Annotated in this window: 29 protein-coding genes; 5 read left to right on the top strand and 24 right to left on the bottom strand. The window is 70.0% G+C overall.

Translation table 11 applies throughout. The annotated features are described in order from the left end of the window. Window positions 1-58 precede the first annotated feature (58 nt). The 3 genes from KYK13_RS12440 to KYK13_RS12430 form a co-directional block, all read right to left on the bottom strand. Window positions 59-1,618: a hypothetical protein gene (locus tag KYK13_RS12440; RefSeq protein WP_223644343.1), complete on the bottom strand. Its 1,560-nt coding sequence runs from the start codon at window positions 1,616-1,618 to the stop codon at window positions 59-61. Continuing rightward, window positions 1,615-2,184 carry a terminase small subunit gene (locus KYK13_RS12435; protein WP_223644341.1) on the bottom strand — a complete coding sequence of 190 codons (570 nt, stop codon included), beginning with the start codon at window positions 2,182-2,184 and terminating at the stop codon, window positions 1,615-1,617. The genes KYK13_RS12440 and KYK13_RS12435 overlap by 4 nt, the downstream gene beginning before the upstream one ends. A gap of 334 nt (window positions 2,185-2,518) precedes the next feature. Next, window positions 2,519-2,896 carry a hypothetical protein gene (locus KYK13_RS12430; protein ID WP_223644338.1) on the bottom strand — a complete coding sequence of 126 codons (378 nt, stop codon included), beginning with the start codon at window positions 2,894-2,896 and terminating at the stop codon, window positions 2,519-2,521. A gap of 150 nt (window positions 2,897-3,046) precedes the next feature. Here KYK13_RS12430 and KYK13_RS12425 point away from each other — a divergent pair, with 150 nt between their 5' ends. Beyond that, window positions 3,047-3,667, top strand: coding sequence for a hypothetical protein (locus tag KYK13_RS12425; protein ID WP_223644336.1), 621 nt, complete (start codon window positions 3,047-3,049; stop codon window positions 3,665-3,667). Between the two features lie 392 nt (window positions 3,668-4,059). Beyond that, window positions 4,060-4,578, top strand: a complete 519-nt coding sequence (locus KYK13_RS12420; protein WP_223644334.1) for a hypothetical protein — start codon at window positions 4,060-4,062, stop codon at window positions 4,576-4,578. A 2-nt stretch (window positions 4,579-4,580) separates the two neighbouring features. Here KYK13_RS12420 and KYK13_RS12415 read toward each other — a convergent pair whose 3' ends face one another. From KYK13_RS12415 to KYK13_RS12405, 3 genes are all read right to left on the bottom strand, one after another. Then, window positions 4,581-4,928, bottom strand: coding sequence for a hypothetical protein (locus KYK13_RS12415; protein ID WP_223644332.1), 348 nt, complete (start codon window positions 4,926-4,928; stop codon window positions 4,581-4,583). Between the two features lie 1,410 nt (window positions 4,929-6,338). Then, the gene (locus KYK13_RS12410; protein ID WP_223644330.1) at window positions 6,339-6,557 is read right to left on the bottom strand and encodes a hypothetical protein; all 219 of its coding nucleotides are present in this window, start codon (window positions 6,555-6,557) and stop codon (window positions 6,339-6,341) included. Next, window positions 6,554-6,706 carry a hypothetical protein gene (locus KYK13_RS12405; RefSeq protein ID WP_223644329.1) on the bottom strand — a complete coding sequence of 51 codons (153 nt, stop codon included), beginning with the start codon at window positions 6,704-6,706 and terminating at the stop codon, window positions 6,554-6,556. The genes KYK13_RS12410 and KYK13_RS12405 overlap by 4 nt, the downstream gene beginning before the upstream one ends. Window positions 6,707-7,052: 346 nt before the next feature. Here KYK13_RS12405 and KYK13_RS12400 point away from each other — a divergent pair, with 346 nt between their 5' ends. Continuing rightward, window positions 7,053-7,475, top strand: coding sequence for a hypothetical protein (locus KYK13_RS12400; RefSeq protein WP_223644327.1), 423 nt, complete (start codon window positions 7,053-7,055; stop codon window positions 7,473-7,475). 256 nt (window positions 7,476-7,731) lie between these two features. Here the strand turns inward: KYK13_RS12400 and KYK13_RS12395 are convergent, their stop codons facing one another. The 10 genes from KYK13_RS12395 to KYK13_RS12350 form a co-directional block, all read right to left on the bottom strand. Beyond that, window positions 7,732-7,929, bottom strand: a complete 198-nt coding sequence (locus tag KYK13_RS12395; RefSeq protein ID WP_223644325.1) for a hypothetical protein — start codon at window positions 7,927-7,929, stop codon at window positions 7,732-7,734. Continuing rightward, the gene (locus KYK13_RS12390) at window positions 7,926-8,456 is read right to left on the bottom strand and encodes a hypothetical protein (RefSeq protein WP_223644323.1); all 531 of its coding nucleotides are present in this window, start codon (window positions 8,454-8,456) and stop codon (window positions 7,926-7,928) included. The genes KYK13_RS12395 and KYK13_RS12390 overlap by 4 nt, the downstream gene beginning before the upstream one ends. Before the next feature lie 208 nt (window positions 8,457-8,664). Next, window positions 8,665-9,084 (bottom strand): hypothetical protein, encoded by a 420-nt coding sequence (locus KYK13_RS12385; RefSeq protein ID WP_223644321.1) that lies wholly within the window; start codon window positions 9,082-9,084, stop codon window positions 8,665-8,667. A gap of 41 nt (window positions 9,085-9,125) precedes the next feature. Next, the gene (locus KYK13_RS12380) at window positions 9,126-9,605 is read right to left on the bottom strand and encodes a hypothetical protein (protein ID WP_223644319.1); all 480 of its coding nucleotides are present in this window, start codon (window positions 9,603-9,605) and stop codon (window positions 9,126-9,128) included. After that, on the bottom strand, window positions 9,602-10,915 hold the full coding sequence (locus tag KYK13_RS12375; protein WP_223644317.1) for a hypothetical protein: 1,314 nt from the start codon (window positions 10,913-10,915) through the stop codon (window positions 9,602-9,604). Before KYK13_RS12375 ends, KYK13_RS12380 begins: the two co-directional genes overlap by 4 nt. Beyond that, complete coding sequence (locus KYK13_RS12370) at window positions 10,912-11,157, bottom strand: hypothetical protein (RefSeq protein ID WP_223644315.1); 246 nt, start codon at window positions 11,155-11,157, stop codon at window positions 10,912-10,914. The genes KYK13_RS12375 and KYK13_RS12370 overlap by 4 nt, the downstream gene beginning before the upstream one ends. Next, window positions 11,154-11,813: a hypothetical protein gene (locus KYK13_RS12365; RefSeq protein ID WP_223644313.1), complete on the bottom strand. Its 660-nt coding sequence runs from the start codon at window positions 11,811-11,813 to the stop codon at window positions 11,154-11,156. The genes KYK13_RS12370 and KYK13_RS12365 overlap by 4 nt, the downstream gene beginning before the upstream one ends. Then, window positions 11,810-12,655 carry a phosphoadenosine phosphosulfate reductase family protein gene (locus KYK13_RS12360; RefSeq protein ID WP_223644311.1) on the bottom strand — a complete coding sequence of 282 codons (846 nt, stop codon included), beginning with the start codon at window positions 12,653-12,655 and terminating at the stop codon, window positions 11,810-11,812. Before KYK13_RS12360 ends, KYK13_RS12365 begins: the two co-directional genes overlap by 4 nt. Then, complete coding sequence (locus tag KYK13_RS12355; protein ID WP_223644309.1) at window positions 12,652-14,376, bottom strand: DEAD/DEAH box helicase; 1,725 nt, start codon at window positions 14,374-14,376, stop codon at window positions 12,652-12,654. Before KYK13_RS12355 ends, KYK13_RS12360 begins: the two co-directional genes overlap by 4 nt. Beyond that, window positions 14,373-14,756 (bottom strand): hypothetical protein, encoded by a 384-nt coding sequence (locus tag KYK13_RS12350; RefSeq protein WP_223644307.1) that lies wholly within the window; start codon window positions 14,754-14,756, stop codon window positions 14,373-14,375. The genes KYK13_RS12355 and KYK13_RS12350 overlap by 4 nt, the downstream gene beginning before the upstream one ends. 107 nt (window positions 14,757-14,863) lie before the next feature. On the opposite strand from KYK13_RS12350, the gene KYK13_RS12345 reads away from it, so the two are divergent. Further along, window positions 14,864-16,135, top strand: coding sequence for a hypothetical protein (locus tag KYK13_RS12345; RefSeq protein WP_223644305.1), 1,272 nt, complete (start codon window positions 14,864-14,866; stop codon window positions 16,133-16,135). 140 nt (window positions 16,136-16,275) lie between these two features. On the opposite strand, the gene KYK13_RS12340 is transcribed toward KYK13_RS12345, so the two are convergent. Genes KYK13_RS12340 through KYK13_RS12315 form a run of 6 tightly spaced genes read right to left on the bottom strand, consistent with a single transcriptional unit; the run spans window position 16,276 to window position 19,365 of the window. Beyond that, window positions 16,276-16,782: a DUF1643 domain-containing protein gene (locus KYK13_RS12340; RefSeq protein WP_223644303.1), complete on the bottom strand. Its 507-nt coding sequence runs from the start codon at window positions 16,780-16,782 to the stop codon at window positions 16,276-16,278. Continuing rightward, entirely contained in the window at window positions 16,779-17,447 is a 669-nt protein-coding gene (locus KYK13_RS12335) for a hypothetical protein (RefSeq protein ID WP_223644301.1), read from the bottom strand. The genes KYK13_RS12340 and KYK13_RS12335 overlap by 4 nt, the downstream gene beginning before the upstream one ends. Continuing rightward, a complete protein-coding gene (locus tag KYK13_RS12330) occupies window positions 17,440-18,534 on the bottom strand; it encodes a DUF5131 family protein (protein ID WP_223644299.1) in 1,095 nt (364 codons plus the stop codon). Before KYK13_RS12330 ends, KYK13_RS12335 begins: the two co-directional genes overlap by 8 nt. Beyond that, entirely contained in the window at window positions 18,527-18,718 is a 192-nt protein-coding gene (locus KYK13_RS12325; RefSeq protein WP_223644296.1) for a hypothetical protein, read from the bottom strand. The genes KYK13_RS12330 and KYK13_RS12325 overlap by 8 nt, the downstream gene beginning before the upstream one ends. Further along, complete coding sequence (locus KYK13_RS12320) at window positions 18,711-19,067, bottom strand: hypothetical protein (RefSeq protein ID WP_223644295.1); 357 nt, start codon at window positions 19,065-19,067, stop codon at window positions 18,711-18,713. Before KYK13_RS12320 ends, KYK13_RS12325 begins: the two co-directional genes overlap by 8 nt. Then, entirely contained in the window at window positions 19,060-19,365 is a 306-nt protein-coding gene (locus KYK13_RS12315; RefSeq protein WP_223644293.1) for a LexA family transcriptional regulator, read from the bottom strand. Before KYK13_RS12315 ends, KYK13_RS12320 begins: the two co-directional genes overlap by 8 nt. Before the next feature lie 48 nt (window positions 19,366-19,413). Between KYK13_RS12315 and KYK13_RS12310 the strand changes: the two genes are divergently transcribed. Further along, window positions 19,414-19,587, top strand: coding sequence for a hypothetical protein (locus KYK13_RS12310; RefSeq protein ID WP_223644291.1), 174 nt, complete (start codon window positions 19,414-19,416; stop codon window positions 19,585-19,587). A 13-nt stretch (window positions 19,588-19,600) separates the two neighbouring features. Here KYK13_RS12310 and KYK13_RS12305 read toward each other — a convergent pair whose 3' ends face one another. After that, a complete protein-coding gene (locus KYK13_RS12305) occupies window positions 19,601-20,314 on the bottom strand; it encodes a PP2C family serine/threonine-protein phosphatase (protein ID WP_223644289.1) in 714 nt (237 codons plus the stop codon). Further along, a complete protein-coding gene (locus KYK13_RS12300) occupies window positions 20,311-20,559 on the bottom strand; it encodes a hypothetical protein (RefSeq protein ID WP_223644287.1) in 249 nt (82 codons plus the stop codon). The genes KYK13_RS12305 and KYK13_RS12300 overlap by 4 nt, the downstream gene beginning before the upstream one ends. Between the last annotated feature and the right edge of the window lie 262 nt (window positions 20,560-20,821).

Here is a 20,821-nt window from a genome sequence, read left to right as displayed (position 1 = left end):
TCCATCCGCGCACCAGCGCGGCATTCAACGGGTTCTTCAGCGGGCGGGCGGCAGGCCATCACCGGTAGCTCCTCACCTGGAAAGTGGCCGTGCCCTCGCCGAGCATCAGCTCCGTGAGGGCCCACACCGCCGCGTCCATGCGGTTGGGGCTCCACTTCGACTCCCCGGGCACCCACGTCATCTGCTCGTCCTCCAAGGCAGCGAGGCGCCCCACGTGGTGCACCATCCCGCGCTCATAGAGGGCCGCCACCGGCTCCGCGCGCTTCGCCTTGCCGCGCGAGGCCGTCACCACCTTCACGGCGACGTGCTTCTTCGTCTCGCGGGCCTTCGCGCGGAGGTTCGTCTCCACCATGTCGCCGCCGAAGTTCTTCTCGCCGACGATGGCGTCCGCGCTCTCCTTCTCGTAGACGGCCAACGCCTTCGCCGCCCAGGCCTCGGCGGAGTACTTCCCGCTGGCGTCCAGCCAGACGTAGGCGTGGCCGTTGCTGGCCTTGCCCGCGCAGACGATGCCCACCTCGTCGTTGGCGGGTCCGTCGCCGCCGGCAGGGTCGACCGCCACCACCACGCGCACCATGGGCAGCGGGTTGCCCTCGGCGTCCTTCGGCTTCTCCGGGACATGGGCGCGCTCCAGCGTCTCCTGAGTCCACAGCGCGCCCAGCGCAGCGGCCTTGAAGGCCTCCTCCACCGTCGCCGGGTACTCGCGGCGGAAGTCGTGGATGCCCTTCTCGTAGACGGAAATCTTCGCCCGGCGCCAGGCGAGCTGCGCGTCGTCCAGCTCGAAGCCGTGCGCCTCGCGGCAGAGGGCGGCATACCGCTCCTCTTCGCTGGTGCGCTCGAAGCCCGGCGGCACCTCGCGCCGGTACTCCTCCTGCCAGAACCACGGCACGAAGATGAGCTCGAAGTCGTTCTCCCCCTTCTGCGCTGCCATGCACAGGTGGTGGAAGAGGCCCTGGGGCCCGTCGCTGGTGCTTTCCAGGATGACTTCGGTGCCTGGCGCCGTCGGCACGCCCTCCATGACGCCGCGCATATGCGTTGCGGCGTTCGGCCAGAAGGCCACCTCGCTGCCGTGGAAGTACTGGATGGTGGAGGAGCGGCCCGTCCCCTTCGCGCCCGCGGTGCCCACCTTGTAGCCGGAGGACAGCTTGTCGAAGAGGAGCTCCTTCGCGTTGGAGGCGCTCGTCGAGGGCTTCACCAGGGTCGGAACGTGGTCGTGGTACCGCTTCGCCATGTCGAAGAGATTCACCGTCGCCGCGTCCTCGTGCGTGAGGATGTAGGCGCGCACGCCCTTCAGGTGGCTCACCTTCCAGTAGAAGCGGGCCTCCACGTACGTACTGCACCCCTGCTGCCGCCCCTTCAGGACGATGGCGCGCACGTAGCCCCGGCGCTTCAGCTGCGCCTCCAGACGCTCGTGGATGTACAGCTGCGCGCGGTTCAGCTTCAGCGACGGCAGCTCGCCGCCCGTCACCTCCTTCGGGCGGATGCGCAAGCACCGCGAGGCGTAGTGCGGGAAGTCGTCCTTCAGCCGCTGGCGAATGGCCTTCTCTCGGGCGGAGAGGGGCGCCGGGGCCGCGCCCTGGTGGGACGGCTCGGCCGCGTGGCGGCGGGCACGGGCGCTCATTCCAGCTCCCCCAGCGCGTCCTCGTGGCTGAACTGGACGGTGGTCTCCACCTTGTCGACGAAGAGGCGCAGGTGCTTGCCCAGCAGTTCCAGCGACTTCGGCTTGTCCCAGAGCTTCACCTTGGCCACGGTGCCGATGGCCTCGCCGTCCACGGTGAGCTGCTCCACCTCGATGGAGGAGATGGCCCGACGCAGGTGGGCCGGCATCTCCTTCAGCGGCAGCAGGGCGCCCGTCTCGCTGAAGGCGTCGCCGATGTCCGTCCGGGCGATGAGGAGCAGCTCGCGCAGGACGTCGTCCGCCTTCACCTCGACGCGATCAGCACGAGCCTTCTGGGCCGCGGCCACGGCTTCCAACACCTTGACATTCCTCAACATCCGGCTGCCCTGCGACTCGGCGGTGCGCTCCGAGTAGCCGGCGGCCCGAGCGGCCCGGGTGGCGTTGAGGTCGAGGAGGTACTCCTGGACGAAGCGCTCCTGCTTCGCCGTCAGCGCCTGCGCGCGCGACTCATCCGCCGGGGCCTTCCGGCTGCGGCGCGTGCTGGGCTTGCGAGGGGGCGTGCTTCCCACGCCGCCGAGTCTCCGGTGTCGCGTGGACAACGTCCGGCGCGGGCGCGGGACGCCGCCCCTTCTTCGTGGGCACCGGCGACTTTCCCGCCGGACCATCCCCTGGAGAAGCCGTGTCCGACTATCCGCGCTACTGCCCCGCCTGCCGCACCCACAACCGCCCCTCTGCGCGCCACTGGTGCGCAGGCCTGGAGGAGCTACGCCAACGCATCGAGCGTCTCGAGTCCTGCAAGCACACCCGCGCAATGCCCAACCCAGGTCGTAAGGACTGGAGGTGCCCCGACTGCGACTACGGCGGCCCGCGTCCCAAGGGGGCCAGCGAACGCGGCTGACGACCTCAGCCCTGGCTGTCCGCGTCGTCGCCCCAGAGCGCGAGCTGGCCCTCTGGCTCCGTCCTCTTCCGCGGTGCGCGGGGGGCCGCCTCTACCTGGGCTGCCGGTGGCGGCTCCTTCTGTGCGTAGGCCTGGGCCGCCTTCCGGAGCCGGTCCTGGGCGCGGGAGAAGTCCTCCTCGTCCCCGTCGTCCGCCTCCGCGTAGGCCAGCGCCGCGGCCGTCAGCCGCTCCCAGGGCGTGGCGTAGGGCTCGCGCAGCGGCTCCGACATGGACTGCCCGCGCCGCTGCCGCATGAGGTGCCCGTAGCAGCGCCGGTGCCGCGGCGCCCGGGGCCGGGTGCAGTCGCCTTCGGAGCACTGGTCTGGAGAGCGGCAGGAGGCCATGGACGCTCCTACTGTGCCTCACGCCCGGGCGGCGCGCACGAGATGCGCCACGTCCGGGCGTGAGCGAGCGCCGCAGGAGGGCGTGGACGCGACTGGTCCCCTTTCACTCCCCACGCTCCACGCCTAAGACGACTCCGACAAGGAGTCGAAATGGGCTGGAACGAATTAGCAGCACTCGGGAACATTCTCGGGGGTATTGGGGGACTGGCAGCAGTCGCGCTCGCGGCGTGGGCGGCCTCAAGCACCATCCCAAATACCATCCGGGGATTCCGGGAAACGAAGCGCGAGGAGAAGCGAGCGGACATCGCACAGCAAGTCTGGGTCGCTGCTTTCCACGTTGTCCGAGGAATCGAGGCCGTACGTCACCCCTTCACAATGGGCGACGGCCCGGGGGAGTCTGATCCCCTTGAGCCCAGCAACCGCGACGCAGCCGAGGACTTCCTCAGCGCGACGCGCGAGCCTATGGAGAACCTTCGCACGGCAATGAACGAATTGGTGAAGGCCTGGCCACTCGCAGTCATTCACCTTCCGGTTGGCGTGGTAGAGGCACTTGGAGACCTGTGGGACGTCAATGCCGACTTTCACAGTCGGTACTCTCGATATCTCCGCAGCCTCAAGCGCCGCAGCAGTCATACGATCCAAGCTTCTGCGACGTGGGAACCTGGCACGAGCCTCGCCTTCCACGACATGGAGCTCACCAGCAACCTCGAGAGCATCGAGCGACGGCTACAGGCTCAACTCATGCCGATCGCCCGACACCTTCCACTGTAACAAGTACCGACATCACGCCCCCTCCGGGGCCTTGTCCTCCCCAGGCGCACGTCCCCGCGCCTCATCGTCATCGCCTCTGCGGGCTTCTCGATGATGCGGGCGGAGTACACGTCCGCGCGCCACATAGCCTCCCAGTACGTCGGCGCCCGGCGCTGCACCACCGGCACCACGGCCGTGCGCGAGTCGTGCCCGGCGACGCCCAGTCCAGTGGCCAGGTTCTGCGTGGCGTCCGCCCGGGCGACGGCGGCGCGGCTGGAGAATGGGGCGCTGGAGGGGCGAGGCTTACCCATGCCTCGCGGCTAGCGACGCTCCTCCCGTCTTGTCACCTGCATCCCGGAGGGGCAATGGTACGCCACGGCTACGCAATTTCTTGCAAGCCACTGCGAAAGACCATGGACGCAACAAACCCTCAACCGGGAACTGAAGGCACGGCCCTCACTTCAACAGCCACGCCTTCGCTGACACCAGCCGCCCACGAGCAGAAGCAATCGGAGGCAAAGGCCGCCAACAACGACGTCAGCATGGCTGACGTGATCCACCTCATCACCACGGTAGCCCAGGCAGTCATGCCGCTCGCGACGACAGCGATTGAGGCAAGGGCAAAGTTCATGGCGGCGCAGCCGGACCTCAACACGCTCCAGGAAAAGAACGCCCACGAGCGAGCACTCGACAACCAGAGACGCTCCTGGGAGTTCTATGCCACCCGCGACAAGATGGTTGGGCGGCTGATGCTCACCTGGACCATTGCTCTGGTGTTCCTCATCGCTGGTGGAGTCTTCGCCATTCAGCAGAAGGTCATCGATCAGCAATCGGCCCTTACTCTCGGGCTCTTCGTCGCAGGATCCATGGGGTGGGCAGGCTCGAAAGTCACCGGCCGCGCCCCGCCTCCGCCTGGTTCTGGCGGTCCCTGACGTCACCCCAGCCCCACGAGACTCGCGAGCGAGTAACTGTAGAGGGCTTCGGAGGTGCCGGACTGCCAACGCAGGAGGATTTGCAACTGCTGGTCCACCGCGTCCATGCCCTCGCCCTTCGGGGCGGAGGCGTGGGCGGCGATGTACCTGTCTCGCCAGGGGGCGTGAAGCGGCAGGAAGACGGTGCCCCCCCTCCACGTGCCACGCGGTGGCGGCGGCGCGGGCCTCCTGGTTGACGGCGACGGGCACCAGACCGGCACCTTGGGCGCCAACAAGTTGGGATTCTTCTCTCGGATGGCGAGGGCGCGCGTCCGCTTCACCTCGCGCTGCTCCTTCGTCAGGCACGGCATGGAGTCCTCCCCTGGCCGCGCGAAATGTCCCCGGCGGCGGGTATGGGTAGTGTCCCCAGCGGTGCTTTCCCTGGCGCTCCTGGAACTCGCGGGCCCGGCCGTTGGCGCGGCCGGCCCGCTTCTCGTTCTAACAGGCGCAATCCGGCCCCTTGCGACACGTCTTGCGGCGGGCGTCCAATGCCCTCCTACGGCTTGGGCGTAGGGGTGCCCTGCTTACGGCAGGCGCGACAATGGGACTGGGGGCGCACGGTGCCGTTGCGGCGCCGAGCCGTGCCGAAGTCAGGCTGCACCCGGCCAGTCTTGCCGCACCTGGGGCACGTCGCCTTGACCTTGGTCCAGTCAACCACCTCGCCTACGGCGGGGCGTACCCTCTGCATGACACTGCGAGGGCGGGAGCCTCGCGCCCCAACGGTGGCACGGGAGCCCAGCGCCATGTCCAGGGTCAGAGTGAGGAGCTCGAGGTACGACAGCTGTCCAAGGCGGGCCAGCAGCTCAGCCTTGAGCTGATCCTCGGAGAGTTCCGATCCCGACCCAGCCCCACCTTCCCCGCTGCGGCGTCTGTTCATTCCGGGATCTCCGCTCCCATGGACATTCTCCCCAGAGCGTCTATCACCCTGGGTGGTTCACTGTCGAAACTGGCGTCCGTGCCACCCGGAGCCCCGCTCTATCCCGGAGGGCCGTTCGCTAGCCACCGCCCGCGCGGCAGCTTCACTCCGGCGCAGGCAGCAAGCTTTTTCAGTCCTGCGTAGGTGAGCCTGGGGAAGCGCTCCAGGACGGCGCTGTGGTGCCCCCCCTCGCTGAGGAGATCCAGTGCCTGGGCCCGCTGCCGGCGCCGGATCTGCGCGGGCGGCAGTTCCTCTGTCCGGCCCGGACCGAGTTCCCGCGGATCCGACTCCGCATCCTCTGGCATCGGTGGTTTACGGCAGCAGGCCATGCCCTCTCACCGTGCCAAGCTCGTACCCAACGCACAGAAGCATCGCCTTCTCCGGCTGGCGGCTTTTGCTATGACTCGGCCCCTCTATCCCTCTGGGGACAACAACTGTCAGGAACAACAATGACGCCTAAGTGCCCGAAGTGCGCCCGCGAAATCCACAGCCTCTCGATCTCTTATACGGGTCCGAATCTGGCCATGATTTCGTGCCCTCATTGCTATGTGCTGATCACGGTGGTCCCCAGGTCAGCAGTCGGTCAGTAAATCCTTTCGCATGCACCCCGTCCCCCTGAACCTCCGGCACGGACGGACTCCCACGGCACCCAGGCCCACCAGTGCCCAGGGACGAAGACGCAGGCCCAGCGACTGCCGTCCTCACCCTGGCGGTAACCGCGCGGCAGATCCACGCCGGACGGACACTCTGGCACCGGGCACAGCAGGTGGACATGCTCGGCGGCGCGGAGAGCAGGAGCAGGACCTCACAGCCCCAACTCCCTCCGCCAGCCGGGCACGAATAGGTCCATCTCGTAGATGCTGAACCCACCACGCGACGCGAGCACATCCAACGACTGGCTGGTGCCGAAGCGCCGGGAGTACTCGGCGTAGGCTCGCTCGGCCAGGCTCCACGGGATGGTCCTGGGCCCCCGATTGTCGAGGTCCTTCTGAGTCACGAGGAAGGGGAAACGGCGCTCGCTCATGGCGCGCCTGCCTTCGGGTTGCGCGCTTCGCGGCGGCGCCTCTCCCAGAGGTCGAAGAGGGCCGACACCATGTCCCTCCACAGCCCGAGACGCTTGAGGCTCCACTCGATGGCCAGCGAGGCGATGGCCATGCACAGTGCGACCGTCATGCAGACGCCCGCCGCGACAACCAGCCAAGCCACGCCGCTTAGCAACGGTGCGGGCAGCATCACGAGCCCTTCCGCCGCTTCGCCCGACGAGGCACGCGCCGCGCCTTCGGGGATGGCTCCGGCGGCGCGGAACGTTCTGATACCCACGAGGCAAGGGCATGCCCTGCCGCACTGCCAAGCGCCGCCAGGACGCCCCGAGCGGCCTCCATGGCCAACGTCTTCACCCACGGCTTCATCAAGCCCTCCTGCGCTATGGGTAGCGCGAAGGGCCCACAAGCCAGTGCGTTCATCGGCCACCGGCTGGCCAATCTCTTGGACAGCCGTCTCACCATGCTACGTTTCCCCAATGGGCGAAAATTCTATTGAGCGTTTCAGGGTTTCGGACCTCTACCGGAACTCGCTAAGAGCACTGCAACTCCAAGCGGCCAATCTTGGCGAGTTGATTTCCGAGGACGAATTCTCCGCATACATCGCGGGGAATGGTCCGGAGGCATCCGTCCCTGCCGATGACGGCGGGAAAGTGCACAACCCCCTACGCCCCAAGAGCTACCATCTCGCGCGCGTGAAATACTTCTGCAACCAGTACAAGGCTGGCACGCCTGTCGAACCGATTGATGTCACATACTGGCCCTCGCTGGGGTGGATTGTCAGCGACGGAAATCACCGCCTGCTCGGCGCGCACTTCGCCAAGCTGGCGGTGATTGATGCCATCGTTTCGCCAGAGGCATTGCATCGACTTCGTGCGGACGCTGAAAACACTGGCTATTGATCCTCCCGCACCCGGCGGAGGCGACTGCGCATCATATGGAGCGTGTTGCGACGAACGCCGGTCTCCGCATGTACGGCGTCCACGGTGGCGCCGCGGCGTAGCAATGCGCGGGCGAGTGCAGCCAGACGCCGAGCCTCCCGAGCGTCCTCGCACCCGCGCCCGCGCAGGGGCACGCCGTCTTCCGCCTTCCTGCGCTTTCGGGGCGCGGGCGCCTCCAGCGGCAGCAGGAGCTGCTCCGGCTCGCGGCAGGCCATGGCTACCCGCCCTCCGTCTTCGCACCCTGCCGCGGCTCCAGCATCGGCAAGTCCTTGTAGACGTGCCCGTCGCGGATGAGTTCGATGGAACTCTTGCGGCACCCGTAGAGCCGGGCCAGGTGCGCCACGCTGTACCCGGCGGCGAGGGCGGCGCGGATGCGACCCACCTCCTCGCGCAGGTCCCCACGGCGGCACGTCATGGCTTCTTCCCTCCCGGGTAGCTGGCCGACGTGGCGAGGGCCGCGAGCCCGCGCAGCGGACGGGACGGGGCCTTCTTCGCGGCGTTGGGCTTCCGCTCCCTGGGCGCGCGGGGAACGGCAGCCGCAGGCGGCACCGGAGGCGGAGGCAGGGCCAGCGCGTCCTGGGCGCGGACTGCCGCAGCGAGTGGATCATCTCCCCAGGAGAGCTCCACCAGGACGGACGGTGCCCCCAGGGCCTGGGCGTACACCCAGCGCACCAGAGGGGAGGCGTCGTCCAGGCGCAGCTGCCGCGCCACTTCGTCGCGGATGCTCTTCATCGCGATGGGGAGGTTGTCCCCACTGTCGAGCGTCCTCGGGGACACGCGCGTCAGGCGCACCACCAGGAGCGCGGGGCCGCTCCAGCCCGGCCACAGCAGGTGAGTGGCGTCGCGCTGCCCCTTCGCGCGCTTGTGGCGCTGCATGTGGTGCTCGCGCCGGTTGGATGTGTTGACCGTCTCCACCGGCACCTCGAACTTGATGCAACTCATGGGCGCACACCTCCCTCGCGAATCCGCTCGTGCAGGCCGCAGGTACAGGCGAGCCGCCCGTGGGTGCGCGGCAGGCGGCACCCGCGCTGGTGGGCGCCGTACCTGTCCAGAGCCTCAGCGAGGCGGCGGACGCGCTCGGAGAGCTCCTCTACCCGCGCCCTCTCGTGGGCCAGCGCCTTGTCCAGGTCGGGGTGCTTCCGGCAGGACGTCACGACGTCACCTCGCGGATGAGGTGCCCGGCCTTGTCCAGGATGAGCGCCCGCCCTGGCCACCCCTCGGCGCGGCACAGGCTCACCATGTGCTTCGTCCCGCGCCCCAGCCCCGGGTCCGTGTGCGCGGCGACCCAGCCCACGCGCTGGCCCTGGGCCGAGAGTGCGCGCAGGGCGTCCCGCATCACCTCGTTGCGCTGCGGGCCCGCGCGGCTGCCGTCCCGCTTCCAGTCCGCGGGGAAGCGCTCCACGTCCTCCACTCGGAACCAGGGCCACTCCAGGCAGGCGGCCACCTCCCATAGCCGATCCGCGCCGAAGGCCTCGGGCTCGTCCGTCTTCCGCGCGTCCCCGGCACCGTGGATGAGCCGCGTCCCGGGGTGCGCGGCGAAGCGCCGCATGTGCGCGCGCAGCGCAGGCAAGTGGTTCAGTGTCAGCCCACTGCTTCCGCATGCCAGGAGAATCACCGCATCACCTCCAGGGTGACTCGAATACGCCACAGCCCCGACGCGCCCTGCTTGCGAGCCATGAGCGGCGCGAGCACCAGCGCTTTCCACGCGTCGGACGACAGCCAACCGCCTGCGTCCCCGGCGTTGACGTCGTAGACGTGAAGGCACGCGCCCGCGCGATTCTGGCCCACCCAGTGCGTGTGGCGGTACTGGGCGCGCTCCGGCGCGGTGTCCCAGGTGCCGCGGAACTGGACGAACGCCAGGCCCAGCAGGTCGCCCGTCGGGAAACCCTGGTGCACCTGGAAGCGCCGTGAATGCGCCGTCAGCGCAGCCTGCATCACCGTGGGCGTCGTCCACGGTTTCGGGAAGTACGTCCGCAGCCCCATGACGGGAACGCCAAGCACCGCCGCGAGCGCGCCCGGGCCGCAGTTGGCGCCCCACGAGGCGTGCGCGGCGAGGAGATCCGGCGGGGTGAAGAGAGACGGGCAGCTCATGGACTCGCCTCCAGGGCGGCAGGGATTGCTCCACGCGCCCGGGACGCTACCCAGCCCGAGACGCTGTCCGTCGTGAGACGCGGCACGTCCGCCTCCAGCCGCGCCGCGCAGGCCCGGCACAGCGGGTGCCCCCACACCACCAGGGAGGACGCCATCCCGCACCCGGTGGCACAGGGGGCACTCGGCTCCTCTCCGCGGCCGACGCTCAGCTGCGCGCGGCGACGGGCCTCCGCCGGGGACAGCTGCGCGCCGCCCGCCTCGGCCCCGCCCTGCCCCGGGACGTGCCGGCGCCACACCTCGGCGCCGATGAAGGCCCGGGCGGCGCACACCGGCTGGCGAGACTGCCCCCAGGTGTCCTCCAGCCACGCGAGCCAGGCCGAGCGCAGGCGCCCCTCGTCGCCTCCGACGGCAGCCAGCGCGTCCGCGTACCACGTGGCCCAGCCCGGCGGGGGCGCTTCGGGGATGGCGCGGCTGAAGCGCCGGCAGCGCTCCTCCTGAGTCCACGCGAAGAACACCTTGTCCGGGCTCGGCGCGTCGTCCTCCATCCACTTCGGCGGTGCCTTGCGGACGACGGGGGCCACCGGGACAGGGGCTGCCGGGGACGTGTCCCCTCCGGCTCGGGACAGGGGGACAGGGGACATGTCCCCGGGGACAAGGGGACAGGGGACAGGGGACACGTCGCGCGCGCTTTCAGCAGCAGCTCGCTTCTTCTCTCTCTGCTTCTGCTTCTTCAACCTCTCGTACTCTCTCCGCTTTTCGTCTTTCGACGCTGTTGCTGCTGTTTCCCCCCTACCCCCCTTCATGTCCCCTGTTGTCCCCGGGGACATGTCCCCCCTGTCCCCGGGGACAGGGGGGACAACCATGGGGATAGCGGGACGGGACACGCTGGGGACGGGCGCGGGGACAGCGAGGGACGGGGCCAGCAACGCGATGGCGCGCGCGAGCCCTTCGGCGCGGCCCTCGCTGCGTGCCAGGTCCTCGCGCAGCTGCGCCACCTGGGCGCGCAGGGCGTCCAGCTCGTCGTGCAGCGCCTCCGGATCGAAAGTGTGTGCGCAGCACGCGCCCGCGGGCTCGCGGCGGTAGGTGGGCGCCTCGGGCGCTTCCTGGGCGGTCGCGGCCTCCTCCGGCCAACGCGCCTCGGGCGGCAGCTCGCCGGGAATCAACTGGTCCGCCTCCTCTTCGCTGACGAGCTGGCCGGACAGCAGGCGCACCATGCCCGGGGGCACCGGCTCGCCCTCGGCGATTTCCGGGGGCGGCGGCGGGACGGGCCGACGACGCGGGCGAGCGGGAGGCGTGGGGCAGATGCTCATGGTGTCGTGTCCAGGGTGAGCGGAGGGCAGCAGGCGGGAGGGACAGGCCGGTCCATGCAGTCGGCCAGCGCCGCGATGCCGTGCCGGCAGGTGGGCCAGGGGCCCGGGTGGGAAGCGCGCACGGCCTCCGAGGCCACGCGCGGCGCGTGAGGCGACGGCCTGCCGTCGTCGGTGATGGCGTCGCCCAGGCGGGTGGCGCCGCAGTGCTCGCAGCGCACGGCGGGGAGGCGGCAGCGGCTCAAGGCGATACCCCCGTGGCGCAGGTGTGCGGCGGGCAGCCAGGCGCTGTGCAGCGCCAGGCCCGGCACGTCGGGCACTTCGTCATCGCCCTCCGGCAGGCACACTTCCGGAGGACACGGTCGCGGAGGCTGGCGGGCTCACGGCCTCCGGAGCGCGCGGCAAGGTCCTCGTAGGCGGCCCAGCGCGCCGTGTCCGCATGGACGACGACGCCGAAGGCGAGGCGCACGCGGGCGAGCACCTGCGCGGGCACCTCCCACAGCACGTCCGCGGGGCCGGGGTCGCAGGCCACCGGATTCGGCAGTGCCACCACGTCCTCCAGCCACAGCCCGGCAGGCCCCACGTACCAGCGCGACTGCCGGTCGGCGTCCGGGTAGAGCGACACCGCCGAGATGCGGCCCACCGCCACCATCGCGCAGGTGGGCAGCTCATTCGTCGGCGGTGCGCTGACACCGGGTCCCGGGTCGGAGGCCATCCAGCCCTTGAGCCCCGGCACGTACTCCGCCGCGCACACCGCGACGTAGGCGCCCAGCACGTCCGCTGGCGGCGTCCGGTGCACGTTGAGCACCGGCGCGTTGCGGACCTGAATGCTCCACGCCCACGGCTGCGGCGCGGTGACCCCGAAGATGGGGACGCGCATGGTGGCGTCGCAGCGGCTCATGCCGCCTCCAGGCACACGCAGTCGCCGAGGTCCGTGGGGTCGTCAGGGAGCTGCTCGTTGAAGAGGTCGTTACTGAAGAAGCGTCCCTGGTATTGGGCTTGGTGCAGCAACGCTGCATAGGTAGGCGTGTCCACACGGAAGCTGGCGCCCAGGTCCCGCTCTCGGGCAATCCACCACTCCGCAAGGTCGGGGCGGTCCTCCATGATGCGGAGCCGCTTAGACTGCCCCTTGAGGAAGCACAGGTCGCAGTTGCCCTCCCAGGACCGGAGCTGGAGATCGTGGGGCTGCTTCTTCCACCAAAGGATGACGTCGTCCTTGCGGATGCCGGCATCGAAAAGCGGATAGGCGAGGTCCCAGCGCTCCTTCCCCTCCGTCGCGCGACCGTTCGCGACGCGCCCGGGCTCGTCCGCACGGAGGCCCACCACGTTGGTCCAGTGCTCGTAGCCCTGGGCCAGCATGAACGTCTTCATCACCCGCACCTTCAGCTCTGTGGTGCAGAACCGCATGATGGGGTTCGGAGGGAAGCCCCGTTCCCGGAGAAGTGCAGCGAAGGGCTCACCCTGACGCGAGGCCGTGGCGTACGTCACCTCGGTGAACGACGGCACGTCGCCCTGTCCATGGTGCCGCTCCAGCCAGCGCACTGGTACACCCCAGCGCGTCTGGCACTCGTGGACGAAATCCAGGGTCTCCGGCCGCTCCTTCCCCGTGTTGGCGAAGAGGACGTGCACATCCGGCTGGAGCCCCTCGTCGAGGATCCGCCGGAGCATGTACGCGCTCGTCCGCCCACCGCTGAAGCTGATGACGGCAGGGCCTTCGATGCGAAAGGGACTCGCGGACGTCATGCCGCCCTCCGGTTCTTCAGGAAGGCCTCGGCCAGCTTCCGGACGCGGCCCTCGTCCGTCTCCAGCCGCTCCATGAGGCTGGCCTGCGGATCGCGAATGCCCTCCATCTGGTTGCGCTTGATGCCGAGGACGTCCGCCACCACCGGGTCCGAGCCGGAGTCGGACACCAGGAAGTAGGCCATGACGGGGTCCGTCTGGCCGTCGCGGTGGACGCGGCCGCACGCCTGCTCGTGCACGCCGGGGCTCCAGTCCAGTTCGCCGAACACCACCGTGCGGCAGCAGTGCTGGAGGCCGTCGAGTCCCGCGCCCGCGCGCAGCGACATGATGAGGATGGGCGTCTGCCCGTCCTTGAAGCGCTTCGCCTGCTCCTCCTTCTGCGCGGGGCTCTCCTGGCCGGTGAAGATGGCCGGGGAGTACTCCGCGAGCCGCTCCCGCCAGATGCTGTACACCTCGTGGTGCCAGCCGTAGAGCAGCACGCGCTCGCCGTTCTCCACCAGCATGCGGACGAACTCCGCGACGAAGGGCGCCTTCGCGATGCCGGTGGCCTGCCGTAGCCGCCAGGACAGCTCCCCGGACGCGTGGAGTCGCTCCTCCGGCTTCACCCCACCCTGGGCGAGGATGATGCGGGCAAGCTCCGCGGCCTTGTCCTGCACCTCGTCGAGCACCCGCGTGTCCGACTCGACGGTATGCACGTCGCGCGCGAGGGACGGCAGCTCCCGCCCGACGTCCTGCCGTGTGCGGCGCAGCATGAGTCCCGCGTCGCGCAGGTACGTGCCGAAGGCGCGCGGGTCCTTGAAGTTGAGCTTGTCGTCCACGCCGGTGCACCACTCCCGGCTGAACTCCTCACGCGTGCCCAGGACGCCGGGCTTGATGGCGTCGAGGACGTGAAACATCTCCCCGCCGTAGTTGTAGATGGGGGTGGCGGACAGGCCGATGACGAAGGGCGTGCGCTCCGCCAGGTAGTGGGCGGCCCGGTACTTGTCCGACTCCGGCCCGCGCCGCAGCTCCTGGCACTCGTCGAAGACGATGGAGCGCACGCCCGCGTTGGCCAGCGTGTCCGCCCAGCCGGACAGCTTATGGTAGTTGAGGACGAGGACGTCCGGCCACGGCAGCTTCCTCCCGCCGCGCCCCCGGGTGACGTCCTCCGGCGTCGCGCGCTTCGCCACGTGCACGCGCAGGCGCGGCAGGAAGCGCGCCAGCTCGCGCTGCCACTGCCGGGGCAGGTGCGTCAGCGTCACCACCACGGCCGGCAGCGTGCGCGCGTCCGTGAAGCCCGTCAGCGCGGAGGCCGTCTTCCCCAGGCCGACGTCGTCCGCGAGCAACAGCCGCTGCAGTCGCAGCCACATGTCCGCTGCCTTCCGCTGGTACTCCCGGGGCGGGACATTCATCGCGAAGTCGGGCGCCTGGTACTCGGCCGCCAGCAGCTCCGCCACCTGCGCCTCGCGCCGTGCGTGCTCGCGCGCGCCGTGCCGGAGGAAGTCCTTCGCCTCCTTCCCCACCACCTCCATGGGGTAGCGCTCGAGGAACCACTCCAGCTCGCGCGCCGTCTCCGCAGTGGCCGCCAGGAGGACTTCTCCGACGTCCCCCTTGTTGATGCGGTCGAAGACGCGCTTCAGGCGCAGCGCCACATGGGGCTCCGCCTGCACCACCCACGCAGGCCGCGCACCGCCGCGGCTGCCCAGCTTCCGCGCCTCCAGGCGCACCGTCCCGAACGTCTTCACAGCAGGCCTCCCTTCAACACGGCGACGCGCACGGGCTTGCCCTGCATGAGGGCCGGCAAGCTGTCGTGGCGACTGCGGGTGGTGACGAGCAGGAGGGCGTGAACGTCCTCCCGCTCCGCGTAGCGCAGAAGCTGGCGGGTGACCTCGGACAGGCCCCCGTCCACCTTCACTTCGAGGCCGACGTGGGCCTCCGTCAGCAGGAAGTCGATGCGGCCCGCCTCCCCCAGCCGCACTTCACGCTGGAAGGCAATGCCCGCCTCCGTCAGCACCTGGGCGAGCGCCTCCTGCAGGAGGGCCTCCCCGGCGCAGCGGAAGCGGTGGCGGGTGACAAGGGCGCGAACCTGCTCCAGCGCCGTCATGGCGGGCGTGGGCGTGCTCATGCTGCACCTCGACCTGCGCCGGGGGTGCCTGCGACCCATACCGACGCGAGGCTCGGATTGAGGTCGACAGCACGTCCGTGTGGGTAGGGCTGGAGTACGGTCTCCGGGTGGCCCTTCAAGACCTCACATCGCGGGACGCAGTCCTGGCAGCCATCGCCGAGTTTCGGGAGATCGGCCGAGAAGCCTTCCTCCAGAAGTACGGATACGGAGAAGCCCGGAGCTACTTCCTCTCGTTTGAGGGAGAGCTCTTCGATTCCAAGGCCATCGTCGGTGCGGCCTATGGTTTCCAACACGGAAAGCCGCTGGCAAACACCGCCTTCAGCGGCGGCGACGCCACGGTCCGCGCCAAGCTTCGCTCGCTCGCTTTCAACGTCGTGTCGCTGAAGGACGCCAGCGCTCCCGCGAAGCGTCCCCTGCCAAGCTTGGAGCCAGGTCGCATCTATTCCTGGGACGAGCTCGGGAAGCTCTTCGCCTGCGAGCCGAACTACTTCAGCTCCGTCGGCGGCATGGCCTCGCGCCCCGAGATGCAGGCGCTGCTGCTCATCACCCACATCGGAGGGGCGAAGTCCTTCGACTATGAGGACTACCGGGAGGGCAACGAGCTCATCTACACGGGCCGAGGGAAGACGGGCGACCAGCGCATGGATGGGCAGAACAAGCTGCTCGCCACCAACCGCTATACGAACTTCGTGTTTGAAGGTGCCGCCACGCGTCTCCTGCGCTTCCTGGGCATCGCGCGCAGCACGCAGCACTGGTGGTCGACCGGCACAGACAGCAACGGAACCCAGCGCCGCATCATCCGCTTTCGGCTGACCTTTAGCGAGCGCGCCGGCGTCGGCGCCACCACCGCGGCACCAACTGCTGCCAGTCGGCGGGCGCGTATGGCACCGACGCTCATGGAGCGCCCCTTCGATGAGACGCGGCTCCCAGCGGCACCCGTCCTGGGTGGCGAACGGCGGTCGCCCGAGGAAACGCTCGCGCTGCAGGAGAAGGCCGTGCAAGGCCACTTCGACCTTGTTGCCGCGCTCAACCGCGCTCTCCTCTCCAGAGGCTGGCGAGACGTCAGGGAGATACCCAAGTCGGTGGACCTTTGGGGAAGGCGCCCTGGCGATGGTAGGCGTGTCATCTTCGAGGTGAAGACGCTGGGTCAGGGAAGCGAGGTTGACCTGACGCGCGCCGCGCTCTCGCAGCTGCTGGAGTACCGCCACTTCCGCGGCAAACCTGATGACCTCCTTTGCCTCGTCATGAATGCGCCAGTGTCCGATGCGCGAGAACGCTTCCTTCGCGCACAAGGCGTGGCCGTTCTCACGTACGACGGCACCAGCTTCGAGCCCGCGGGTCCGCTCGCGCTGGAGATGGTCGGCACGCTCGTCGAGTAGCGGTAGCGCCCAGGAAGCAGCCGCGACAAGCGCCGCAGAGAGGGAGACGACACCAAGGAGGAGGCTGCCCAAGCGCGGTTCCGCGTGGGCGAGGACGTAACCAGCGCAGGTGCCGGTCAGGACGACAATACGCGTGGGGCTCACGACAGCGCCTCCCGGTAGATCTGCGGCCGCAGGTGGCCGGCCAGGTACAGCGGATGCCGCGGCTCGCCAGCGCCTGTGAGCGCGAGCGCGTGCACCGAGTGGTACCGGAGCAGCAGCGCCAGCACCGCGGGCGCACGCTGGGGCACCATGCGGTGGGCGCCCCACGCCCCGACGACGAGGGTGGCATCACGCGCAGCGGCTTCGAGGGCCGCATCGTTGAGCGGGCCCACCGCGTCCTTCGCCGGCATCAGGTCCGCCGGGTCGGTGGCCCGCAGGGCGAAGAGGTTGCAAAGCGTGAGCGCGCCGTAGCCCCACGACTGCGCGAAGGCCACGCAGCGGCGCAGCGTCGGATCGTCCTGCTGCCCATCGGCGACGGAGGGGTTCAGCATCACTAAGAGGACGCGCGGCGCGCCCTCCTGCGCGGACCAGCGGCGCCAGAGGCGGTACCGGTACAGGCCGCACTCGCTCAGCTCAGCGCCGGCATCCAGGTAGCGGGGCGTCATCGCGCGCCCTCCACCCGCCGCGTCTCCACGCGCCACACCCAGTCGTTGCACTCCCACGCATCCGTCCCGCCGGGCAGCGTCACGAAGTAGGTGGCGAAGGCGTCCCGCGCGCTGTTGTGGATGGGCTCCCCGGTGAGGACGTCCAGCCACCGCCCCCACCTCAACGGGCCGTGGTAGCGCTGCATCCCCTCCGCCCGCGCGTCCGCCTCGGTGATGTCGTGTAGGCGCTCGACACGCACGGACACCACCTCGTCCGTCAACCGGCTCGCCCAGCGCGGCATGTGGATGGAGGGCGTCCAGCGCCGCGGCTCGTAGTCCGACGCCAAGTAGAAGCGCTCGGCGAGGTTCGTGCGCCACGCGGCGGCACGGTCGGCCATCCACACAACGCGCTGGCCGTCGCCCTCCAGGTCCTCCAGCGCCCACGTCTCCCGCACCCAGAGCCGGTCCCCGGGCTGGCCGAAGGGACAGACAAACTGCGGGCCGATGTCGGGGAGCAGCCACCCACCGCGACGACGCGCCGACTCAGGGACACCGACCCAGTCGGGCTTACGTCCGTAGACGGTGTCCGGACCGAGAGACTTCACCAGCCGCCGCGTGACCGTCTTCCGGTCAGCGAGCCGTGCCCGGACCATCGGCTGGCTGTAGAGGATGGGCCGCTCAACCACGGACCACCTCCGGCATCTCGTCCCAAGTCCGGCCGTCGAGGACGCGGCCAGCGGCCGTCTTCCCGAGTTCGAAGAGCGTGTGGACCTCACCGCCTACGGGCAGTGGCTCCGTGGGAAAGGTCACCTCCGGCACGAGGCAGCGGCGCGTGCTGTCGTCCGGCATGCCCTCGGGCACAGGTTCGTAGAGCGCGTCCGTCTCCTGCTCCGTCATCGCGCAGCAGGGTTTCCACGCGCCCCACTGCTTGAAGAAGAAGCACACGCCCGCGCTCACGCACTGGTCGCGCAGGCGTCGCGCCCAGACGGGATGCATGGGTCGCGCGCCCGGGCCGGACTCACCGCCAACGACGACCCAGTCCAGGCCCCGGGTTCCACCGACTGCCGGCAGCACGTGGTGATGGACCGGCCCGTTCCAGCCGCCGGTCTGCATTCGCCACTGCATGAATCGCGACAGGTCCACCAGCCCGAGCAGCGGCTCGCAGGACAGCCACCGCACCGCCGCGGGCGTGCGCAGCAGCTCCGGAATGCGCTCGTCCGCGCGCTGCTGATCCTCCACCGACACGCCCAGCCACACGTTGGGCAGCGGCCAGCGCAACTCGTCCGGATCCAGCTTGAGCCCGCGCCGCGTCGCCTCCATGGAAGCGATGGACAGCACCTGGCCCTTGAAGTCCTCGCTGCCCACGGCGCGCGCCATGACGTCCGCGCGCTTCGTCAGCACCTGGAAGGTGTGCCGCCGCGCGAGCGCCATCACCGCGAACACCTTCGCGATGTCCTTCGCCTGGAGCGACTCGTGGAAGAGGTCGCTCATGCTGTTGACGAAGATGCGCCGGGGCTTTCGCCAGCGGAGCGGCTCGAGCAGTTTCTCCGCGTCGAGCACCACCTTGCCCGTCCAGCGCGGGCCCGCCGGGGTGCTCTTCACGAGCCCCTCGTAGGCCTGCCCCGGCCCGGACAGCCGGATGGCCATGCGCTCCGCGTAGCAGCCGCCCTTGCGCGCACCGGGAGTTCCCCCACCGCAGCCCGGGGAGACGCGGGAGCAGCCGCGCGTCGGGTTCCAGACGACGTCCGTCCACTCGATGGCCGTCTCAGCCATGGTGCTTCGCCTCCTCGCGCTGCGTGGAAAGGCCGCCCGGCAGCACACGCAGCACGGGCCGGCCGGTGGTGGGTGTGGGCGTGGTGGGCGCCGCGTCGCGGTCCACCATGTCGAGGAGTGCGGTGACGCCCCGAAGCACGGCGAGGGCGGCGAGGATGCCGGCCGCGGTGAGCAGGTCACGCATGGCGCACCTCGGGCCCCCCTGCGAACGAGGCCAGCAGCGCGGCCTTCGCGCGCGCATGGAATGGCCGCTCCCGCTTCTTCGCCGTCCGCCACAGCCGCTCGCAGGCAGGATGCCGGCAGGTGGCCACCGGGCGCTCCTTCACCTCGCCGAGCTGCAGGTGGCGCGGGCGCAGCGCCCAGCACACCGCGCACCGGGCCTTGAGTCCGCCGTACCCCGCGTCCTCCGGGGACGGGGGCGTCTCGCGGTACAGCCGCAGGCGCAGCAGGCCGGACTCGCGCTCCGGGCACGTGCGCATCAACTCGCGCACCTGCTCGCGGCGCTCCTCGGGCGTGGGCAGCGGGCTACCCATGGAGCACCTCCGGATGGGCGGAGAGGTACGCCTGGGCCACGGCCTTGCCGGACGGGGTGAGTCGCAGCGAGCGCGCCACCTTCGCCTCGCGCGTCAGGAGCCGGAGCTGCTCCAGGCGGCCGAAGTAGTCGTGCGCGGCGTTGGTAGAGGTCCAGCCGAAGCGCTCGCACAGCTCACGCGCCGTGGGCGCGCGCTCGTGGGCCTCCTTGTAGGCGTGAACGTACGCGAGCACCTCCTGCTGGCGCTGCGTGGGGGCGCCCCCGGAGGGACCATTCTCGGGGTGGGGACGGCAGCTCATCGCGTGGGCCTCCGGGTGACGGCGGTGGCGCACGAGTTGGAAGTCAGGGTGGCAGCCTCCCGCTCGCGCTCGCGGCGCACCCGCTCCAAGTCGTCGGCCTTCACCCAGGCCTTCCGCGCGTCCGCGTCCCAGACGCTGACGACGACGCCGGTGGTGTCGCTGATGGAGACGCGATGCCCTGTGCCACTGCGCAGGGCCACCCGGATGACGGCGGCGGAGTGAGTACGAGGCGCGCTCACGCGGCACCTCGCTTCGTCTCCGGGGCTTCCCCGGGCACCCGCACCACCAGGGCGGTGCAGTTATCGCGGCTGCCGGCGGCGAGCGCGGACTCCACCAGCGCCCGGGCGGCCACCTGGGCGTCGGCGCCATCCGTCAGCACGGCAGCGAGCTGCTCCGGCGTCAGCATCTCGTGCACGCCGTCCGTGGACAGCAGCCACACGTCCCCGGGCCGCACGTCCGTCTCCAGCACGTCCGGCGTGTAGTCGACGCCGCGGAAGCTGCCGAGGCACCGCGTCAGAACATGCCGGCTGTCGCGGTGGTCCTCGGTGAGTTGCTCGAGCTTCTCCGCGCGCAGCCGGTAGACGCGGCTGTCGCCCACGTGCGCCACTGCAGCGCGCCCGCCCGCCAACACCAGCAGGGCCAGCGTGGTGAGCCCTGAGTGCCCACTGGCGCGCTGCTCATGGCGAACGTCACGGTGGGCCTGTGCGACGGCGGACTCCAGGCCGCGCTTGAGCGAGCCACCGACAACCGCCACCTGCTCCAGGTACGCGTGCCCCAGCACCGTCCGGACTGCGGCCTGGGCCGCCTTGTCGCTACCCTCGTAGCTACCCAAACCGTCCGCCACGGCGGCGACGAGCCCGGCCGGGCCCTGGGTGTGGGCCACGGCGTCCTGCTGGTAGTCCCGGCGCCCCTGCTCGGAGCTCGAGCCCACGTCGTAGGTGCGGCTCATCGGCCACCGCCCTTCTTGTCGCGCCGGGCCTTGGCGTCCGTCTTCGTGGACGGGAGGCTCGCAGCCGAGACGGGCTTCGCCATGCGGCAGAAGGCGTCGCAGAAGGCCTCGTAGGCGTAGTGCCCCTTCCCCGTGGAGGCTCCAGAGACGACCCAGCCGCCACCAGGGGCGCGCTTGAAGCTCAGCGTGAATTCGTCGGGGATGCGGGGCTGTTCGTGACTCGCCGCTTTGCGGTTGGACGTCATGACACACGTCTCCTGTTCGCGCGGAAGGCGCGTTGACTTCGAAGTGAGGGAAAAAGCCCGCTGGTCGGCCGGGCGCGGTGCGCTACGAGCCGGCGACCTGGGTGAGGAGCGTCACCGCAGCCTCAAGCGCGTGCTCAAGACATGCCTGAGATGCAGTGCAGGCACGGCATCCCGGCGCAGCCGGAACACCAGCGCGGAACGCGGCGACACGAGTCCGTGTGTCTGCCGCGTGCTCACTTGCCATCACGAGCGGGTGCGAAGG

It is taken from the genome of Corallococcus sp. EGB (assembly GCF_019968905.1).
Classification (GTDB): Bacteria; Myxococcota; Myxococcia; order Myxococcales; family Myxococcaceae; genus Corallococcus.
Note: the sequence above shows the minus strand (reverse complement) of the source record. Positions and strands in the feature narration are given on the sequence as shown.

What these genes read in the sequence shown, in the direction of transcription:
- KYK13_RS12420 (WP_223644334.1), top strand. Translation starts at nt 4,060, where the DNA reads ATGGACGCAACAAACCCTCAACCGGGAACTGAAGGCACGGCCCTCACT.
- KYK13_RS12320 (WP_223644295.1), bottom strand. Translation starts at nt 19,067, where the DNA reads ATGGGTAGCCCGCTGCCCACGCCCGAGGAGCGCCGCGAGCAGGTGCGC.
- KYK13_RS12380 (WP_223644319.1), bottom strand. Translation starts at nt 9,605, where the DNA reads ATGAGCTGCCCGTCTCTCTTCACCCCGCCGGATCTCCTCGCCGCGCAC.
- KYK13_RS12375 (WP_223644317.1), bottom strand. Translation starts at nt 10,915, where the DNA reads ATGAGCATCTGCCCCACGCCTCCCGCTCGCCCGCGTCGTCGGCCCGTC.
- KYK13_RS12405 (WP_223644329.1), bottom strand. Translation starts at nt 6,706, where the DNA reads ATGACGGTCGCACTGTGCATGGCCATCGCCTCGCTGGCCATCGAGTGG.
- KYK13_RS12440 (WP_223644343.1), bottom strand. Translation starts at nt 1,618, where the DNA reads ATGAGCGCCCGTGCCCGCCGCCACGCGGCCGAGCCGTCCCACCAGGGC.
- KYK13_RS12400 (WP_223644327.1), top strand. Translation starts at nt 7,053, where the DNA reads ATGGGCGAAAATTCTATTGAGCGTTTCAGGGTTTCGGACCTCTACCGG.
- KYK13_RS12430 (WP_223644338.1), bottom strand. Translation starts at nt 2,896, where the DNA reads ATGGCCTCCTGCCGCTCTCCAGACCAGTGCTCCGAAGGCGACTGCACC.
- KYK13_RS12315 (WP_223644293.1), bottom strand. Translation starts at nt 19,365, where the DNA reads ATGAGCTGCCGTCCCCACCCCGAGAATGGTCCCTCCGGGGGCGCCCCC.
- KYK13_RS12305 (WP_223644289.1), bottom strand. Translation starts at nt 20,314, where the DNA reads ATGAGCCGCACCTACGACGTGGGCTCGAGCTCCGAGCAGGGGCGCCGG.
- KYK13_RS12330 (WP_223644299.1), bottom strand. Translation starts at nt 18,534, where the DNA reads ATGGCTGAGACGGCCATCGAGTGGACGGACGTCGTCTGGAACCCGACG.
- KYK13_RS12425 (WP_223644336.1), top strand. Translation starts at nt 3,047, where the DNA reads ATGGGCTGGAACGAATTAGCAGCACTCGGGAACATTCTCGGGGGTATT.
- KYK13_RS12340 (WP_223644303.1), bottom strand. Translation starts at nt 16,782, where the DNA reads ATGACGCCCCGCTACCTGGATGCCGGCGCTGAGCTGAGCGAGTGCGGC.
- KYK13_RS12350 (WP_223644307.1), bottom strand. Translation starts at nt 14,756, where the DNA reads ATGAGCACGCCCACGCCCGCCATGACGGCGCTGGAGCAGGTTCGCGCC.
- KYK13_RS12360 (WP_223644311.1), bottom strand. Translation starts at nt 12,655, where the DNA reads ATGACGTCCGCGAGTCCCTTTCGCATCGAAGGCCCTGCCGTCATCAGC.
- KYK13_RS12395 (WP_223644325.1), bottom strand. Translation starts at nt 7,929, where the DNA reads ATGACGTGCCGCCGTGGGGACCTGCGCGAGGAGGTGGGTCGCATCCGC.
- KYK13_RS12410 (WP_223644330.1), bottom strand. Translation starts at nt 6,557, where the DNA reads ATGAGCGAGCGCCGTTTCCCCTTCCTCGTGACTCAGAAGGACCTCGAC.
- KYK13_RS12300 (WP_223644287.1), bottom strand. Translation starts at nt 20,559, where the DNA reads ATGACGTCCAACCGCAAAGCGGCGAGTCACGAACAGCCCCGCATCCCC.
- KYK13_RS12390 (WP_223644323.1), bottom strand. Translation starts at nt 8,456, where the DNA reads ATGAGTTGCATCAAGTTCGAGGTGCCGGTGGAGACGGTCAACACATCC.
- KYK13_RS12365 (WP_223644313.1), bottom strand. Translation starts at nt 11,813, where the DNA reads ATGAGCCGCTGCGACGCCACCATGCGCGTCCCCATCTTCGGGGTCACC.
- KYK13_RS12325 (WP_223644296.1), bottom strand. Translation starts at nt 18,718, where the DNA reads ATGCGTGACCTGCTCACCGCGGCCGGCATCCTCGCCGCCCTCGCCGTG.
- KYK13_RS12415 (WP_223644332.1), bottom strand. Translation starts at nt 4,928, where the DNA reads ATGCCGTGCCTGACGAAGGAGCAGCGCGAGGTGAAGCGGACGCGCGCC.